At 66.1% G+C, this 14,261-nt stretch carries 18 protein-coding genes and 2 pseudogenes; 17 read left to right on the top strand and 3 right to left on the bottom strand.

From position 1 onward, the window contains the following. Window positions 1–51 precede the first annotated feature (51 nt). A complete protein-coding gene (locus ACODR8_RS04740) occupies window positions 52–549 on the bottom strand; it encodes a recombinase family protein (RefSeq protein WP_489006164.1) in 498 nt (165 codons plus the stop codon). A 44-nt stretch (window positions 550–593) separates the two neighbouring features. Between ACODR8_RS04740 and ACODR8_RS04735 the strand changes: the two are divergent. From ACODR8_RS04735 to gp17, 5 genes and pseudogenes are all read left to right on the top strand, one after another. After that, window positions 594–821, top strand: a pseudogene (locus ACODR8_RS04735) (phage major capsid protein); the annotation flags it as partial. 154 nt (window positions 822–975) lie between these two features. Continuing rightward, complete coding sequence (locus ACODR8_RS04730) at window positions 976–1,254, top strand: phage fiber-tail adaptor protein (RefSeq protein ID WP_489006163.1); 279 nt, start codon at window positions 976–978, stop codon at window positions 1,252–1,254. Continuing rightward, entirely contained in the window at window positions 1,254–1,790 is a 537-nt protein-coding gene (locus ACODR8_RS04725) for a head-tail connector protein (protein ID WP_489006162.1), read from the top strand. The genes ACODR8_RS04730 and ACODR8_RS04725 overlap by 1 nt, the downstream gene beginning before the upstream one ends. Then, window positions 1,787–1,978 (top strand): hypothetical protein, encoded by a 192-nt coding sequence (locus ACODR8_RS04720; RefSeq protein WP_489006161.1) that lies wholly within the window; start codon window positions 1,787–1,789, stop codon window positions 1,976–1,978. The genes ACODR8_RS04725 and ACODR8_RS04720 overlap by 4 nt, the downstream gene beginning before the upstream one ends. Continuing rightward, window positions 1,975–2,376 (top strand): tail completion protein gp17, encoded by a 402-nt coding sequence (gene gp17, locus ACODR8_RS04715; protein ID WP_489006160.1) that lies wholly within the window; start codon window positions 1,975–1,977, stop codon window positions 2,374–2,376. Before ACODR8_RS04720 ends, gp17 begins: the two co-directional genes overlap by 4 nt. 100 nt (window positions 2,377–2,476) lie before the next feature. Here gp17 and ACODR8_RS04710 read toward each other — a convergent pair whose 3' ends face one another. Further along, window positions 2,477–2,803 carry a hypothetical protein gene (locus ACODR8_RS04710; protein ID WP_489006159.1) on the bottom strand — a complete coding sequence of 109 codons (327 nt, stop codon included), beginning with the start codon at window positions 2,801–2,803 and terminating at the stop codon, window positions 2,477–2,479. A 54-nt stretch (window positions 2,804–2,857) separates the two neighbouring features. Between ACODR8_RS04710 and ACODR8_RS04705 the strand changes: the two genes are divergently transcribed. The 11 genes and pseudogenes from ACODR8_RS04705 (at window position 2,858) to ACODR8_RS04655 (ending at window position 12,834) form a co-directional block, all read left to right on the top strand. Continuing rightward, window positions 2,858–3,265: a phage major tail protein, TP901-1 family gene (locus tag ACODR8_RS04705; RefSeq protein ID WP_119744352.1), complete on the top strand. Its 408-nt coding sequence runs from the start codon at window positions 2,858–2,860 to the stop codon at window positions 3,263–3,265. Next, window positions 3,262–3,570, top strand: a complete 309-nt coding sequence (locus ACODR8_RS04700) for a gene transfer agent family protein (RefSeq protein WP_489006158.1) — start codon at window positions 3,262–3,264, stop codon at window positions 3,568–3,570. The genes ACODR8_RS04705 and ACODR8_RS04700 overlap by 4 nt, the downstream gene beginning before the upstream one ends. Continuing rightward, a complete protein-coding gene (locus tag ACODR8_RS04695) occupies window positions 3,567–3,764 on the top strand; it encodes a phage tail assembly chaperone (protein ID WP_489006157.1) in 198 nt (65 codons plus the stop codon). The genes ACODR8_RS04700 and ACODR8_RS04695 overlap by 4 nt, the downstream gene beginning before the upstream one ends. A 106-nt stretch (window positions 3,765–3,870) precedes the next feature. Continuing rightward, a complete protein-coding gene (locus ACODR8_RS04690) occupies window positions 3,871–4,422 on the top strand; it encodes a tail tape measure protein (RefSeq protein WP_489006156.1) in 552 nt (183 codons plus the stop codon). Then, a complete protein-coding gene (locus ACODR8_RS04685) occupies window positions 4,422–6,752 on the top strand; it encodes a phage distal tail protein, Rcc01695 family (protein ID WP_489006155.1) in 2,331 nt (776 codons plus the stop codon). The genes ACODR8_RS04690 and ACODR8_RS04685 overlap by 1 nt, the downstream gene beginning before the upstream one ends. A gap of 2 nt (window positions 6,753–6,754) precedes the next feature. Then, window positions 6,755–7,563 (top strand): annotated as a pseudogene (locus ACODR8_RS04680) (DUF2163 domain-containing protein). Beyond that, window positions 7,560–7,925, top strand: coding sequence for an NlpC/P60 family protein (locus ACODR8_RS04675; RefSeq protein ID WP_489006154.1), 366 nt, complete (start codon window positions 7,560–7,562; stop codon window positions 7,923–7,925). The pseudogene ACODR8_RS04680 and the gene ACODR8_RS04675 overlap by 4 nt, the downstream one beginning before the upstream one ends. Before the next feature lie 89 nt (window positions 7,926–8,014). Beyond that, window positions 8,015–10,204, top strand: coding sequence for a phage tail protein (locus ACODR8_RS04670; protein ID WP_489006153.1), 2,190 nt, complete (start codon window positions 8,015–8,017; stop codon window positions 10,202–10,204). Window positions 10,205–10,225: 21 nt separating this feature from the next. Further along, window positions 10,226–10,723, top strand: coding sequence for a DUF2793 domain-containing protein (locus ACODR8_RS04665; RefSeq protein WP_489006196.1), 498 nt, complete (start codon window positions 10,226–10,228; stop codon window positions 10,721–10,723). 201 nt (window positions 10,724–10,924) lie between these two features. After that, the gene (locus tag ACODR8_RS04660; RefSeq protein ID WP_489006152.1) at window positions 10,925–11,992 is read left to right on the top strand and encodes an OmpA family protein; all 1,068 of its coding nucleotides are present in this window, start codon (window positions 10,925–10,927) and stop codon (window positions 11,990–11,992) included. Window positions 11,993–12,300: 308 nt separating this feature from the next. Then, complete coding sequence (locus tag ACODR8_RS04655; protein WP_489006151.1) at window positions 12,301–12,834, top strand: superoxide dismutase family protein; 534 nt, start codon at window positions 12,301–12,303, stop codon at window positions 12,832–12,834. A gap of 9 nt (window positions 12,835–12,843) precedes the next feature. Here the strand turns inward: ACODR8_RS04655 and thpR are convergent, their stop codons facing one another. After that, a complete protein-coding gene (gene thpR, locus ACODR8_RS04650; protein WP_489006150.1) occupies window positions 12,844–13,386 on the bottom strand; it encodes an RNA 2',3'-cyclic phosphodiesterase in 543 nt (180 codons plus the stop codon). Between the two features lie 125 nt (window positions 13,387–13,511). On the opposite strand from thpR, the gene ACODR8_RS04645 reads away from it, so the two are divergent. Next, window positions 13,512–14,246 (top strand): Bax inhibitor-1/YccA family protein, encoded by a 735-nt coding sequence (locus ACODR8_RS04645; protein ID WP_489006149.1) that lies wholly within the window; start codon window positions 13,512–13,514, stop codon window positions 14,244–14,246. Window positions 14,247–14,261: the final 15 nt, after the last annotated feature.

Raw genomic sequence — 14,261 nt, 5'->3', positions numbered from 1 at the left:
TCGTAGACCCTTCCTCTCAGGAGTTAGGGCCTCCGGCAATCCCGGGGCGGTTCAGCCCGCCTCAATGTCCCGATACTTCTTTTCCCAGTTGTCCCGGCTCCTTTGGCTCTTTTTAAGGCTTTCCTCATAGGCCATTTGCGCCTTTATGATGACGCTGAACAATTCCATGAGGTCGCCGCTACCATCGGCTTTGTAGATATAGCCGTCATGCCAGGTCGCAACATCGACGCCTTGACCATTAAGCGCCCAGACAAGCTGCGCGGCGGCTTTCGCTCCCTGACGAGATAGGCGGTCGATGTTTTCGACGCATAGGACTTTGCCTTGATGTTTGCCATTTCGAGCTTCGAGTTCAAAAGTATGGAGTGCGGTGCCTTCGATCCGGTTGCTGCCGTGGAATGCGCTTTTACCCTCGTCTTTTAATTCCGACTCGACTTGCCAGCCGTTGCGCTCGACATATTCCCTGCCATTTTTCATCTGGCGTTCGAGTGAGTAACCCTTGCTTTGCTCCAATGAGCTAAACCGGGCGTATATCACGGCGTTTTTGGTCATGTGCTTGCCTCTAAATTGCCTCCGTTAAAATGCTCTCTACAATCTATGCGTTGTGGGAGGCCGAGGATATGCCGGACATCAGCGCCGGGAGCCTATCGATCGCCTTCGGCAATTTCCAGGCGGGCTATGTCATTGCCGAGCGTAGCGACACCAGCATTTTGCGCGATCCGTTCAGCAACAAGCCGTTCGTGCATTTCTATGCGGTCAAGCGGATCGGCGGGGCTGTGGCGAATAGCGAGGCGATTAAGTTGATGAAGTTTGCGGCTTCGTGACGGGCGAGGGGGCCGGCGTCGTACCCCCTCATCCAACTTCGCCTAACTGGCTGCGCCAGTAAGGCTGCGTATCCTTCTCCCCCCAGGGGAGAAGGTTTTTTGGGGGGGAGGCGTTCGCGTCTCTCCCCCTTTTGTTTGTGGGGAGCAAGCAGCGATGAGCCTGTATCTGAAGGATGCCGATAGCAGCATCGATCATGGCATCGACTGGTCGGCCCATCTGGCGGGGCAGACGATCCTTGCCAGTGCGTGGAGCGTGGAGCCGGTCGAGGCGGGCGGGCTTAGCGTCGGGGCGTCGGCTTTTGAGGCAGCGCGGGCCAGCGTGCGGGTGAGCGGGGGGCTGGTCGGGCATCTGTATCGGCTGACCAACCGGGTCACTCTGTCCGACGGGCAGGTCGATGAGCGGTCGGTGACATTTCGGGTGGAGGAACGCTGATGCTGGCGCAGGATGAGAGCGGGGCGCTGGCGGCGTCGCTGGCCGAGCTGAAGGCCTATTTGCGGATCGAGACGAGCGGCGAGGATGGGGTGCTGACCGGGTTGCTGCGGAGCGCGGCGGCCTTGTGCGAGCAATTTGTCGGGCAATGGCTGATCGTGCGGGGCGCGCGCGAGACGGTGGCGGGCGACGGGAGCTGGCAGAGGCTGGCGGCGCGGCCAGTCGTGGGAATCGAGAGTGTCGAGGCGGTGGAGGTTGATGGCACGGCGGTGGCCTTGCCGGTCGATGGCTATGCGATCGACATTGATGCGGCGGGCGAGGGATGGGTGCGATCGACGCGGGCGGGGGACCGGCGGCGGTTGTTGGTGCGCTATTCGGCCGGGATGGCGAGCGAGATGAATGGCCTGCCCGAAGCATTGCGGCAGGGGATCGTGCGGCTGGCGGCGGAGCATTTTTCTGCGCGCGGGACGGAGGGTGCCGCGCCGCCTGCGGTGGTGAGCGCGCTGTGGCGGCCCTGGCGGCGGATGCGGTTGCGATGAGGGCGGCGCTGGCGCGGCTGGTGGAGCAGCGGGCGGCGCGCAGGCTGGCGGCTGTGGCGGCGGGGCTGGAAGAGGCCGGGCTTGCGGTGGTGGTCGAGGGGGATGCGGTGCGGGCGTCCGGGCGTGGCCTTGCGGCGCGCTGGTGGCGGGATCTTGCGCTGCGGGACGCGGGAAGGGGCGGATTATGAGCGCTGAGGTGACGGTGCGCGCGGCGGTGATCGATGCGCTGCGGGCGGATAGCGCGCTGATGGACGGGCTGAACGGCCTGTTCGACGGTGAGCCGGTGCGGGCCAGCCTGCCCTATGGCGTGGTCGGCGACTGTATCGGCGCGGACTGGGGCGGCAAGGATGTGGCGGGGCGCGAGCTGCGGCTGACCATCGGCCTGCATGATGGCGGCGAGACGCCGGGGCGGCTGGCGGGGATGATCGCGCGGATCGACCCGGTGCTGGCGGGCGTGGCGGTGCGCGACGGGTGGCGGATCGTGACCGCGCGGCTGGTGCGGTCGCGCGTGGCGCGGGCGGTGCGGCAGGGTGGTGGCTGGTCGGCGGTGGTGGATTATCGGGTAAGGGCGGTGTGGGAGGGGTAGGCGCAATGGATTGAGCGCCGTACCCCCTCTCAACTGCGGCTAGGCAGCAAGCTGCCAAGCCTTCGTATCTCTCCCCGGCGGGGAGAGAGAAATATGCGCGTTACCCCGGCCTGTTATAGTCCTCATATTCCGCGGTGATCTTGTCGACATATTCGGCGATCTGGTCGTCGGCGTCGGCCTGGGCGGCTTTTTCGGACATGCCGTCGGCCTTGTCGGCGGCGACGATTGCGGCGCGAAAGGCGGCTTCCTTGGCGGCGCAGGTCTTTTTCATTTCGGACTGAAAATCGCCGACCGTCAGCTTCTTTTCCAGGCCGGGCTGAATCTGGGCGGCCACGCATTGCGAATAGGCCTTGCGACCCGCGCCGACAGGATCCGCGGCGGGAGCGGCTGCTGCTGCCAGCAACATGAGCGGTGCGATGAAGATCATTGGGACTCTCCTTAACCAGCGTTTTGCACGCTTTATCGGAAGAAAGGATGCGCCATGGGCGTCGAAAAGGGAAGTGCGTTTCTGTTGAAAGTGGGGGATGGCAACATTCCGGCAACATATGCGACCGTAGCGGGGATGCGCACTACGCAATTGTCCGTGAATGGCGAGGCGGTGAACATCACGTCCAAGGATTCGGGCGGCTGGCGCGAATTGTTGTCGGGCGCGGGGGTGCGATCGGTCAGCGTGTCGGCGGCGGGGCTGTTTACCGGGTCGGCGGCGGAGGTGCGCATTCGTAACCATGCGCTGTCCGGCACGATCGAGGATTATGAGCTGAGTTTCGAGAGCGGCGAGCGGATGCGCGGGCGCTTTCTGGTGACGCGGCTGGACTATGCCGGGGATTATAATGGCGAGCGCAATTATGCGCTGAGCCTGGAAAGCTCCGGCGCGGTGGTGTCGGAATGAGCGGGGCGAACGCGGAGCGCGGCGAGGCGGCGCTGGAGATTGGCGGGGACGTGCTGGCGTTGCGGCCGAGCTTTGGTGCGCTGGTGGCGGCGGAGGCGGAACTGGGGCCGCTGTTCGCGCTGGTGGAGCGGGCGGCGGACGGGAAGCTGTCGCTGGGCGATCTGGTGGCTTTGTTCTGGCATTGCCTGGTCGATCGGGACCGGATGGATCGCGAGACGCTGGGCGAGGCGATATTGGCGGTCGGGCTGGCGAAGGTGACGCCGGTGCTGAAGGCGATTTTGCAGCAGATATTGGCGGGGAAATGACGGGCTTTGCGCAGGGCGCGGCGCGGCTTGCGGGGGTGGCCGGGTGGCTGCTGGGCTGGCGGCCCGATGAGTTTTGGCGCGCGACGCCCGCGGAGCTGGCGGTGGTGCTGCGGGCGGCGCGGGGGGATGAGGTTGTGGATGCGGGGGTGGATGGGGCGGTTCTGGATCGGTTGCGGGCGATGTTCCCGGATTGATCTGGCGTTGAACCTCCTCTTCCAACTGCGCCTAGGCAGCAAGCTGCCAAGGCTTCGTATCCTTCTCCCCGCCGGGGAGAAGGCATTTTTTTGATGGGAGGCGCTGGTGGACGAGGAAATCGAGACGCTGGTGGTGCGGGTTCGGGCGGATACGCAGGGGTTGAGCCGGGACGTGGAGGCGATGCGGGCGGGGATTGAGGGGCCTCTGGGCGATGGGGCTGAGAAGGCCGGAAGGCGGATCGAGCAGGGGCTGTTGCGGGCGGTGCGGACGGGCAAGTTCGGCTTTGAGGATTTGCGGCGGATCGCGCTGTCGGTGCTGGACGAGATTGCAGCCAGTGCGTTGCGGACGGCGATGAATGGTGCCGGTGGCGGGGGTGGTCTCGTCAATCTGGGGGCGTCGTTGCTGACGTCGGCGCTGGGGCTGCCGGGGCGGGCGACGGGCGGGCCGGTTGCGCCGGGGCGGGCCTATATGGTCGGTGAGCGCGGGCCGGAAATGTTCGTGCCGACGAGCAGCGGGCAGGTGATCGCACATGGCGGGGGCGCGCGGGACGTGCGGGTGAGCATCGCGGTGAATGGGCGCGGTGGGGAGAGTGAGGCGCGGTTGCTGGCGCGCAGTGCGCGGCAGGTGGCGCGGGCGGTGAAGGGGGCGCTGGGCTGATGGCGGGCATCGACTATTGGCTGGCGGATGCGCGGCGGGGGCAGGAGATGCGCTGGATGAAGCGCTTTGCCCCGACCCACTGGACCGTCAATTTCCCGCGCCCGATGATGGCGAGCGTGGTCACGACCGGGGCAGATGCTTTGCGGGTGGACGCGACCTTTTATGGGTCGGGCGATCTGGCGGGGCTGATCTGGGAGGCGGCGGACGGGTGGAGCCATCCTTTGCTGGCCTATGAGACCGCGCGGGATTTTGGCGCGTGTGTCATGCGGTTTCGCTGGCGGAGCGGGGGGCTGCGCCAGCTGGACGAGACGCATGGGCCGACGCTGACGATCGAGGGGCGGGACGCGGCGGGGAATCCGCGCGCCTGGTATGTGCGCTTGTGGAACTATGCGAGCGGTGGGCCGGAAGATGCGGTGATTACGCTGGATTTTGCCGCGCTGGAGGGCGGCTTTCTGCTGCCGGACGAGGCCGATCCGGTGTGGGCGGGAGATGTGGACCGGATGTTCATATCGCTGGTGCCGCCCGATTATGATGCGGGGGATACGCCCTTTGTCGGGGTGGTCGAGGGCTGGGCCGAGCTTTCGGACATGGCGTGCGACGGGGCCGGGTCCGTGCTGGCGGTGGGTGACGTCATGGTGCCGGAGCATGGGCTGGCCATTGCGACGGGCTATGATGACTGTTTCAACCAGACGCCGGAGCGGGTGGTCGCGGCGATCCATGCGTTGGGGTATCGCGGGGCGATCAACCATTATGTCGGGATGAGCCATTATTTCCGGCTCGAACGGGTTGGCAGTGGGCTTTACGTCAGTCTGGCGGGGGGCGTGCTGAACGCGCCGTGCGCGGCGTGGCATCGGGATTTTGCGGCACGGGCCAAGGCGCTGGGCTTCGATGTGATCTGGTCGCTCTCCTATGAACTGTTCGATGCGCATTGCTGGAACGACTGGAAGCAGCGGGCGGAAAATGGCGATCCGGCGCTGACGGGGTGGGTGCCGCCTTCGACCTTGCTGTCGCCCGCGCATGGCGGGGCGATGGCTTATTTGCGGGCGGTGGCAGGTGCCTTTGTTTTCATCGGGTTGGAAGCGGGATTGCCGATCCTGTTTCAGGTGGGCGAGCCCTGGTGGTGGGTGGTGCCGGGCGACGGGCGGATATGCATCTATGATGATGCCGCGCGGGCGGCCTTTGGCGGTAGTCCGGTGTCGATTGCGAGCATCTGGGGCGCGCTGGACGGGGCGCAATGCGCGTTGCTGGATCAGGCGGGCGCGGTGCTGGCGGCATCGACGGCGGCCCTGTGCGCGGCGGTGAAGGCGGTTGCGCCGGGAGCGATGACGCATTTACTGGCCTATCTGCCGACGATACTGGACCCACGCGCGCCCGAAGCCAAGCGGGCGAACATGCCGGTGGGGTGGGCGTCGCCTGCCTTCGATGTGCTGCAACTGGAAGATTATGACTGGGTGACCGAGGGGCGGCCTGGGCTGACCGCGCGGGGCATTGAGCTGGCGACGGCGCGGCTGGGCTATCCGGTCGACGAGCAGCATTATCTGGCGGGCTTTGTGCTGTTGGGGAGCCAAGCGGCGCAGTGGCGCGCGATTGCGGCGGCGGCGCAGGCGTCGGTGGATCGGGGGACGGCGGAAACCTTTATCTGGGCGCTGCCGCAGGTGTGCCGCGATGGCTTTGTTGCGTTCAGAATTGATGGAGAGGATGCGATGCAAGCCTTTGATGATGTGCTGTTTCCTTTGGCCATTGGGCGGGAGGCAAGCCTGTCGCCGACCTTTTCGACGCAGATTGTCGAAAGCCCGTCCGGGCATGAGCGGCGGAGCAGCGACTGGGCGGATGCGCGGCTGTCCTTCGATGCCGGGCCGGGGGTGCGGTCCGAAGCGGACATTGGGGCGCTGATCGCGTTTTTCCGGGCGCGGCGGGGCGCGGCGCGGGGGTTCCGGTTCAGCGATCCCTATGATGATCGCAGCGGGGCGATGGGGCAGGCGCCGGGACCGCTCGACCAACGGCTGGGCGTGGGGGACGGGGTGCAGGCCGCGTTTCAGTTGATGCGCTATTATGGCGTGGGTGAGGATGCGCAGGGGCGGATTATTACGCGGCTAGTGGCGGGGACGATCCGGGTGGCGGCCGATGGCGTCGAGATGGTTGGCGGGTGGAGCCATGAGGGGATGGGGGTCATCGCCTTTGATGAGGCACCTGCCGATGGCGTGCTGCTGACCGCGGGGTTCCGCTTCGACGTGCCGGTGCGCTTTGCCGAGGACCGGCTGGACATCAACCGGGCGACCTTTGCGGCGGGGGAAGCGCCGTCGGTGCCGCTGGTGGAGATACGCGAATGAGCATGATCGGGGCGCTGGAGCAGCCGCTCGTGACTTTGGCCTTTTGCTGGCGGATCGAGCGGCGGGATGGGGTGACGATCGGCTGACCAGCCATGATCGCGATCTGATGATTGATGGCCTCACCTATCGCGCCGCGCCGGGGATGACGCCGTCGGCGGTGCGCAGCGGGATCGGGCTGGAGGGGGAGGATAGCGACCTGGCGGGGGCGCTTTCCAGTGATGCGATCAGCGAGGCGGATCTGATGGCGGGGCGCTGGGACGGGGCGGCGCTGGAGCTGTGGCTGACGCAGTGGGAGGCGCCGGGTGTGTTGTGGCTGTCGCTGGCGCGGGGTGAGATTGGTGCGGTGGCGCGCAAGGGGGCGGCGTTCAGTGCCGAGCTGATCGGCGCTGCGGCGGTGCTGGGGGCGGCGGTTGCGCCGTCGACGTCGCCCGATTGTCGCGCGAGCCTGGGCGACCGGGCGTGCCGGGTCGATCTGGCGGGGCGGCGACGGGTGGTGGCGGTTTCCGGTGTTGATGGTGCTGAGGCTGCTGTCACCGGGCTGGTGGCGGGGGATTATGCGTTCGGGACCTTGCGCTGGCTGGGCGGGGCCAATGCGGGGCTGGTGCAGGGGGTGGTGGACAATGGGGGGGACGGGGTGACGCTGGCCGATCCCCCGGCCTTTGCCGTGGCGGCGGGGACGCTGGCGTTGCTGACGGAAGGGTGCGACCGGCAGATGGCGACCTGCGCGGGGCGCTTTGGCAATGGGGTGAATTTTCGGGGCGAGCCTTATCTGCCGGGGATGGATTTGCTGACCCGCTATCCCGGCGCATGAGCGCGGTGGAGCGGGCGCGGGCGCTGGTGGGCGTGCCGTTTCGATTGCATGGGCGGAGCGCGGCTGGCGTGGATTGTGTCGGGCTGGTGGCGCTGGCGCTGGGGCGGGTTGCGCCTTGCGCTTATGGGTTGCGTAGTGGCGATGTCGGGCGAGCGGAAGGGTGGCTGCGGGCGGCGGGGCTGGTGCCGGTGGCGGGCGGCGCGCCGGGCGATGTGGCGCTGGTGCGGCCGGCGCCGTTGCAATTGCATCTGATGATCTGTGTGCCGGGGGGCTTTGTCCATGCCCATGCCGGGTTGCGGCGCGTGGTCGAGATGCCGGGGGCGTCGCCCTGGCCGGTGATGGGCAGGTGGGCCTTGATATGAACGTGCTCCCGCGTAGGCGGGAGACCAGTCCCGCGGCCTGAACTGGGCTCCCGCCTTCGCGGGAGCACGTTGCATTTTGGGAGACATTTATGGCGACGGTGGTGCTGAGTGCGGTTGGCACGGTGATTGGCGGGCCGATCGGTGGGGCTATCGGGGCGCTGATCGGCAATGCGATCGACCATGCGGTGCTGTTCAAGCCCAAGGGGCGGGAAGGGCCGCGCCTGAACGAATTGCAGGTGCAGACGTCGAGTTATGGGACACAGGTGCCACAATTGTTCGGGACGATGCGGGTCGCCGGGACGGTGATCTGGGCGACCGACCTGCGCGAGACGAAAAGCAAGAGCGGCGGCGGCAAGGGACGGCCAAGCGTGACCAGCTACAGCTATTCGGCGAGTTTTGCGGTGGCTTTGTCGGCGCGCAAGATAAGGTCGATCGGGCGGATCTGGGCCGATGGCAATTTGCTGCGCGGGGCGGCGGGGGACTTCAAGAGCGCGGTGTCGGCCTTCCGGGTGCATTTGGGCGGTGAGAACCAGCCCGTCGATCCGCTGATCGCGGCGGCGCAGGGCGTGGGGGAGACGCCGGCGCATCGCGGCATCGCCTATGCCCTGTTCGAGGATCTGGCGCTGGAGGATTATGGCAATCGTATTCCGTCGCTGACGTTCGAGGTGGAGGCGGACGAGGGGGCTGTGGCGATCGGGGCGATTGCGGCGGCGGTGAGTGGCGGGCGGATCGGCGGGGCCGGGCTGGCCAGTGTCGCGGGCTATGCGGCAAGCGGGGCGGATGTGCGGGAGGCTATCACGCCACTGGTCGAGGCGCATGGGCTTGCGTTGCAGGGGTTGGCGCTGATCGCTGCGGGCGAGAGCGTGGACGAGATTGGTTCCCGCGCGCTGGCGGCGCGGGTCAATGGGCGGGCGGTCGATGCCATCGAGCAGTCGGGCGGGGCGGCGGACGGCGTGCCGGTGGCTCTGTCGCTGCGCCATTATGATGCGGCGCGTGATTATCAGGCGGGTGTGCAGCGGGTGACGCGGCCGGGGCCGGGGCGCAGCGAGCGCGGGATCGAGCTGCCCGCCGTGCTGGCGGCGGATGCGGCGCGGGGGCTGGCTGGCGAGCGGCTGGCGAGTGGCTGGACCGGGCGGGCTACGATGGTGCTGCGTTGCGGCTGGGCGGGGCTGGGGCTGGAGCCGGGCATGGTGTTGCGGGTGGTCGATGCGCCGGGGCTATGGCGGATCGAGGAGCGCGAGTGGGAGGCGATGGCGGTGCGGCTGTCGCTGCGGCGGGTGCCGGGGGCTGGCGGGGCGATGCCGGGCGGGGCGTCGTCCGGCGCGATCGTGCGGCAGGTGGATGCGCCGCATGGGGTTACGAGCCTGATTCTGGCCGATGTGCCGCGTCTGACCGACGGGGTGGCGAGTGCGCCTTTGGTGCTGGCTGCGGCGAGTGGGGGGCCAGGTTGGCGCAGTGCGGCGCTGTTTGCCATGAGCGGGACGGGCGAGGCTGTGCCGATCGGCCGGAGTGCGCCGCGGGCAGTGATGGGCGTGGCGGATAATGCGCTGTCGCCGGGTAGCGTGACGATGGTGGACGGGCAGAACGCACTGCTGGTGACGTTGCTGGCGGCGGATATGGAATTATTGTCGGCGGATGAGGCGGCGCTGGCGCAGGGACGGAACCTGTGTCTGGTCGGGCGCGAACTGATCCAGTTTGGCGCGGCGGTGCAGACGGGTGAGGCGAGCTATCGGCTGACCGATTTGCGCCGGGGGTTGCGCGGGACCGAATGGGCGATGGCGGGTCATGCGGCGGGCGAGGCCTTCCTGCTGATCGAGGAGGAACGGCTGGTCGAGCCGCTGGCGATGCTGGGCGTGGCGGGCGAGGTTGGCGGGACGGTGCAGTTATCGGCGATCGGGCTGGGCGATGTGGAGCCTGTGGTGGCCGAAGTGGCGGTTACGGGCGAGGCGCTGATGCCGCCCGCGCCGGTGCATCTGACGGCGCGGGCGGTGAGCGGTGGTTGGGTGATCGGCTGGACGCGGCGCAGCCGTGCGGGATGGCGCTGGAGCAGCGGCGGCGATGTGCCGCTGGGCGAGGAGAGCGAGCGCTATGTCGTGCGGGTGCTGGATGGCGATGTGGTGGTGCGCAGTGCCGAGACGGTGGTGCCGGGCTGGACCTATGACGCGGCGATGATCGCGGTGGATAGTGGTGCCGGGCATGACGGCGCGCTGCGCGTGGAGGTGCGGCAGGTCGGCACCTTTGCGACCGGGCGGGCGGGGGTGATCGGGATCACGATTTGATTTGGGACGGGAGCGATGGTGATGGACATGACGGCGCGATGGGCGATGCCGATGCTGTTTGCGGGGCAGGCGCAGAAGGAAATTTTCCACAATGAGGCGCTGGTGCGGATCGATGCGCTGCTGCACGGCAGGGTCGAGAGCGCGGATGTGGCGACGCCGCCTGCGACGCCGACGGTGGGGCAATGCTGGATCGTGGCGGCTGGCGCGAGTGGCGCATGGACCGGACAGGAGGGATGCGTTGCCAGCTGGAGCGAGGGGGGGTGGCGTTTTGTGGCGCCGCGTGCCGGGCTGTCGATGGATGTGGCGGACCGGGGGCATGCGCTTTTTCATGACGGAAGCCTGTGGCGGGACGCATTGGTGCGGGACGATGGGCTGTATCTGGACGGGGAGAAAGTGGTGAGTGGGCGGCAGGGCGCGATTGCCGCGCCAACGGGCGGCGCGACGATTGACGCAGAGGCGCGCACTACACTGGAGGCCATACTCGTTGCTTTAAGGACACATGGGCTGATCGAAAGCTAAATTTGTCAGAATTTACTTTTTCTTGTCATGTCGCCTCGCTATTAGCTGAGTGAACCATGCGATTAGCCTCACAGGGGGTTCCGAGGAGCCCTACTGCGTTATTTTTGCAACGGTTTCACTATTTGTGGACTTGCCATGAAACTTTCTTCCCGATACAGGGTTTCAGCAGTCCTTCGTGACACTTTTGAAAGGGGAATTCAGATGCGGAAGCTTGCCCTCGCGGCTGCTCTTGCTACCACTGCTTTGGCCACCCCGGCCATGGCACGTGACGACAGCTGGTATGTCGGCGTTGACGCCGGTGTGCTGCTGGTCGAAGACCAGGACATGACTTTCTCGGCAGTTCCTGCCGGTGGCCGTCCGGTCCCGTCGATCGATTATCATAAGGGTTATGATTTCGACGCCAATATCGGCTATGATTTCGGCGGTTTCCGTCTGGAAGCCGAAGCCGCTTACAAGCGCGCCAAAATTGATCTCGACAAGACCGGTTTTGGCGGCGCGGGTTCGGCCCTGTCGTTCATGCTGAACGGCTTGCTGGATTTCGGTCCCGATGATGGCCTGCAGGGCTTTGTCGGCGGCGGCGTCGGCGTTTCGCGCGGTAAGATTGCTTCGGATATCGTCAACGACAGCGACACAGGCTTTGCCTGGCAGGCAATTGCCGGTGTTCGTTATCCGGTCACCAGCAATGTCGACGTTTCGCTGAAATATCGTTTCTTCAACCAGGACGATATCGAGCTGGTTCCGGCCTACACGTCGGCGTTTGGCCTCGCAGGTTCGACCGCCAGCACCAAGCTGCGCACCCACAGCCTGCTGCTGGGTCTGACGTACAACTTTGGCGAACCGGCTGCTCCTCCGCCGCCTCCCCCGCCGCCTCCTCCCCCGCCGCCTCCCCCGCCGCCGCCTCCGCCGCCAGTGGCAGAGTGCAGCCCCGGACCGTACATCGTGTTCTTCGAATGGGACAAGTCGGACGTCACGCCTGACGCCGCCACCATCCTGGACAACGCGGTTTCGGCTTACAGCAACTGCGGCAGCGCCCAGGTCATGCTGGCGGGTTATGCGGACAAGTCGGGTTCGTCCTCGTACAACGTTGGCCTGTCGCAGCGTCGCGCTGACGCCGTCAAGGCTTACATGGCTTCGAAGGGTATCCCTGATGGCGTCATGACGACCCAGGCGTTCGGTGAATCGAACCCCCGCGTCGAAACCGCCGATGGTGTTCGCGAACTGCAGAACCGTCGCGTGGAAATCACCTACGGTCCGGGTTCGGGCCAGTAAGAGACTTTTCCTTCCGCAAGGTTGGAAAGCAGATGAAGGGGCTGGTCGAAAGACCGGCCCCTTTTTCGTTGCGCTGAGTGGCGTTGGGCGTGTGCATCGGACTATTGGCCGTCTTGTATCGCGCGGGGTAGTGCGATTGTGGCTTCTCGACTTCGCTCGAAGCGAACGGTGGTATGTGTGGGCATAGGTTTGGCTGCACTTGGCAGGATTTTGCAGGACAGAAATGCGGTGACAGATCGGTGGTGATCGGCAACAAATGCGCCGTTGCGGCGTTCGCTGCTATGTTCGCCGACCTCCGGGAGTTTGTCATGAAATTTGCCTCGATATTGCTCGCCTTGCCTTTGACTGTCGCGGCATCGGCCTGTGCGACGACCGGGTCGAACCCGTCTGCGCCAACGGCCAGTGCCAATCTGACGGCGGGTGATGGGTCCGCGCGTGGCACCGCCAGCGTGACCGAGGCGGCGGACGGGCTGCATGTGCTGGTCAAGGCGACAGGGCTGACGCCGGGCATTCACGCGGTGCATGTGCATATGACCGGCATTTGCACCGCGCCGGACTTTGCCAGCGCCGGGGGGCATTGGAACCCGACCGGGCGCAAGCATGGCATGGACAATCCGGCGGGGGCGCATATGGGCGACATGCCCAATATGACGGTCGGGTCGGACGGCACGGGTGCGATCGAATATGTCATTGCGGGTGGAAAGATCAGCAGCGGGACGATGCCCTTGCTGGATACCGACGGCGCGGCGGTGGTGATCCATGCACAGGCCGACGACAATATGAGCGATCCGGCGGGCAATGCGGGCGGGCGGATCGCCTGCGGCGTACTGACGGCGGGCTAGGGTCGGCGTTCAGGCCGGGCTGCCCGGCCCATAATCCTCGACGATGTGATAGTTGGCGCCGTTGTGGCCGAGGCGGCTTTCGAACAGGGCGAAGCTGTCGATGGTGAAGGGCGGGCTGGTCAGCGCGGCGTGGGCGGCGAGGAAGGGATCGACCAGCGCGCCTGTCCGGCCGAAGCGGGCGAGGGTGATGTGGGGCAGGTAAGCGCGTTCTTCGGGCGGCAGGCCAAGTGCGACACAGGCGCGGTCGACTTTGCGATGCAGGCTGGCGAGCGGATCGCGCGGTTGGACCCCGGCCCAGAGCGTGTCGATCACGCCGCGGCGGTCGAACGCGCCGACGCCTGAGACGCTGGCGTCGAACGAAGCGAAGCGGATGGCGCGCAGCGCATAGGCGATGTCGGTGGCGCGATGCCGGTCGACTTCGCCGATGAAGCGCAGCGTCAGGTGCAGCTGGTCGTCGCGTTGCCAGCGGGCGCCCGCGACCCCGCCCATCAGCGCAAGCAGCTGCGCGCGGTGGCTGGCCGGCGGGCGGATGGCGACGAACAGGCGGTGCATGACGCGGCGACTATAGGCTTTACCGCGCGTTAGGCCAGTGTGGTTACGAGAGCGCTTGAATATCGGAGCATAACAGCCGATAATGGATGCAGCGGCGACAGTGACGCCGACGAAGGAGAATTTTCATGGCCAACTGGTCTGATCCCCGTTCCGATATTGCGGGCTTTGGCGGCAGCAGCGTCGCGCAGGGTGCGGCGTACGACGCCGGTCTGCGCAGCTATATGCTGTCGGTCTATAATTATATGGCGAGCGGCGTGCTGCTGACGGGCATCGTCGCGGTGCTGTTTGCGTCGAGCGGGCTGGCATTGCAGGTGCTGGGCGGTCCCGGCATCCTGAAATATGTCATCATGTTCGCGCCTTTGGTGTTCGTGATGGTGTTGAGCTTTGGCATCAACCGGCTGTCGACGGCGGCGGCGCAGGGGCTGTTCTGGGCCTATGCCGCGGTGATGGGCCTGTCGCTCTCGTCCATCTTCCTGGTCTATACCGGCACGTCGATCGGCCAGACCTTCTTTGCGACGGCGGCGGCTTTCGCGGGACTGAGCCTGTTTGGCTATACCACCAAGAAGGATTTGTCGGGTTTCGGCACCTTCCTGATCATGGGTGTCGTTGGCCTGCTGGTTGCCAGCCTGATCAACCTGTTCCTGAAATCGAGCGCGATGGATCTGGTCATCAGCTTCATCGGCGTGCTGCTGTTCGCGGGCCTGACCGCCTATGACACGCAGAAGATCAAGAGCATCTATGCGCATGTTGCGGGTACGGACATGATGGGCAAGTCGGTCGTCATGGGGGCGCTGAACCTCTATCTCGACTTCATCAACATGTTCCTGTTCCTGCTGCGCTTCATGGGCAATCGCGACTGATTGGCGCGGTAGCGA

This window comes from Sphingobium sp. FG58 (assembly GCF_057809055.1).
This window is presented reverse-complemented; position numbering and strand designations above follow the sequence as displayed.

What these genes read in the sequence shown, in the direction of transcription:
- ACODR8_RS04685 (WP_489006155.1), top strand. Translation starts at nt 4,422, where the DNA reads ATGGCGGGCATCGACTATTGGCTGGCGGATGCGCGGCGGGGGCAGGAG.
- ACODR8_RS04695 (WP_489006157.1), top strand. Translation starts at nt 3,567, where the DNA reads ATGACGGGCTTTGCGCAGGGCGCGGCGCGGCTTGCGGGGGTGGCCGGG.
- ACODR8_RS04705 (WP_119744352.1), top strand. Translation starts at nt 2,858, where the DNA reads ATGGGCGTCGAAAAGGGAAGTGCGTTTCTGTTGAAAGTGGGGGATGGC.
- ACODR8_RS04670 (WP_489006153.1), top strand. Translation starts at nt 8,015, where the DNA reads ATGGCGACGGTGGTGCTGAGTGCGGTTGGCACGGTGATTGGCGGGCCG.
- ACODR8_RS04660 (WP_489006152.1), top strand. Translation starts at nt 10,925, where the DNA reads ATGCGGAAGCTTGCCCTCGCGGCTGCTCTTGCTACCACTGCTTTGGCC.
- ACODR8_RS04720 (WP_489006161.1), top strand. Translation starts at nt 1,787, where the DNA reads ATGAGGGCGGCGCTGGCGCGGCTGGTGGAGCAGCGGGCGGCGCGCAGG.
- ACODR8_RS04700 (WP_489006158.1), top strand. Translation starts at nt 3,262, where the DNA reads ATGAGCGGGGCGAACGCGGAGCGCGGCGAGGCGGCGCTGGAGATTGGC.
- ACODR8_RS04675 (WP_489006154.1), top strand. Translation starts at nt 7,560, where the DNA reads ATGAGCGCGGTGGAGCGGGCGCGGGCGCTGGTGGGCGTGCCGTTTCGA.
- thpR (WP_489006150.1), bottom strand. Translation starts at nt 13,386, where the DNA reads ATGCACCGCCTGTTCGTCGCCATCCGCCCGCCGGCCAGCCACCGCGCG.
- gp17 (WP_489006160.1), top strand. Translation starts at nt 1,975, where the DNA reads ATGAGCGCTGAGGTGACGGTGCGCGCGGCGGTGATCGATGCGCTGCGG.
- ACODR8_RS04725 (WP_489006162.1), top strand. Translation starts at nt 1,254, where the DNA reads ATGCTGGCGCAGGATGAGAGCGGGGCGCTGGCGGCGTCGCTGGCCGAG.
- ACODR8_RS04710 (WP_489006159.1), bottom strand. Translation starts at nt 2,803, where the DNA reads ATGATCTTCATCGCACCGCTCATGTTGCTGGCAGCAGCAGCCGCTCCC.
- ACODR8_RS04665 (WP_489006196.1), top strand. Translation starts at nt 10,226, where the DNA reads ATGGACATGACGGCGCGATGGGCGATGCCGATGCTGTTTGCGGGGCAG.
- ACODR8_RS04740 (WP_489006164.1), bottom strand. Translation starts at nt 549, where the DNA reads ATGACCAAAAACGCCGTGATATACGCCCGGTTTAGCTCATTGGAGCAA.
- ACODR8_RS04645 (WP_489006149.1), top strand. Translation starts at nt 13,512, where the DNA reads ATGGCCAACTGGTCTGATCCCCGTTCCGATATTGCGGGCTTTGGCGGC.
- ACODR8_RS04655 (WP_489006151.1), top strand. Translation starts at nt 12,301, where the DNA reads ATGAAATTTGCCTCGATATTGCTCGCCTTGCCTTTGACTGTCGCGGCA.
- ACODR8_RS04730 (WP_489006163.1), top strand. Translation starts at nt 976, where the DNA reads ATGAGCCTGTATCTGAAGGATGCCGATAGCAGCATCGATCATGGCATC.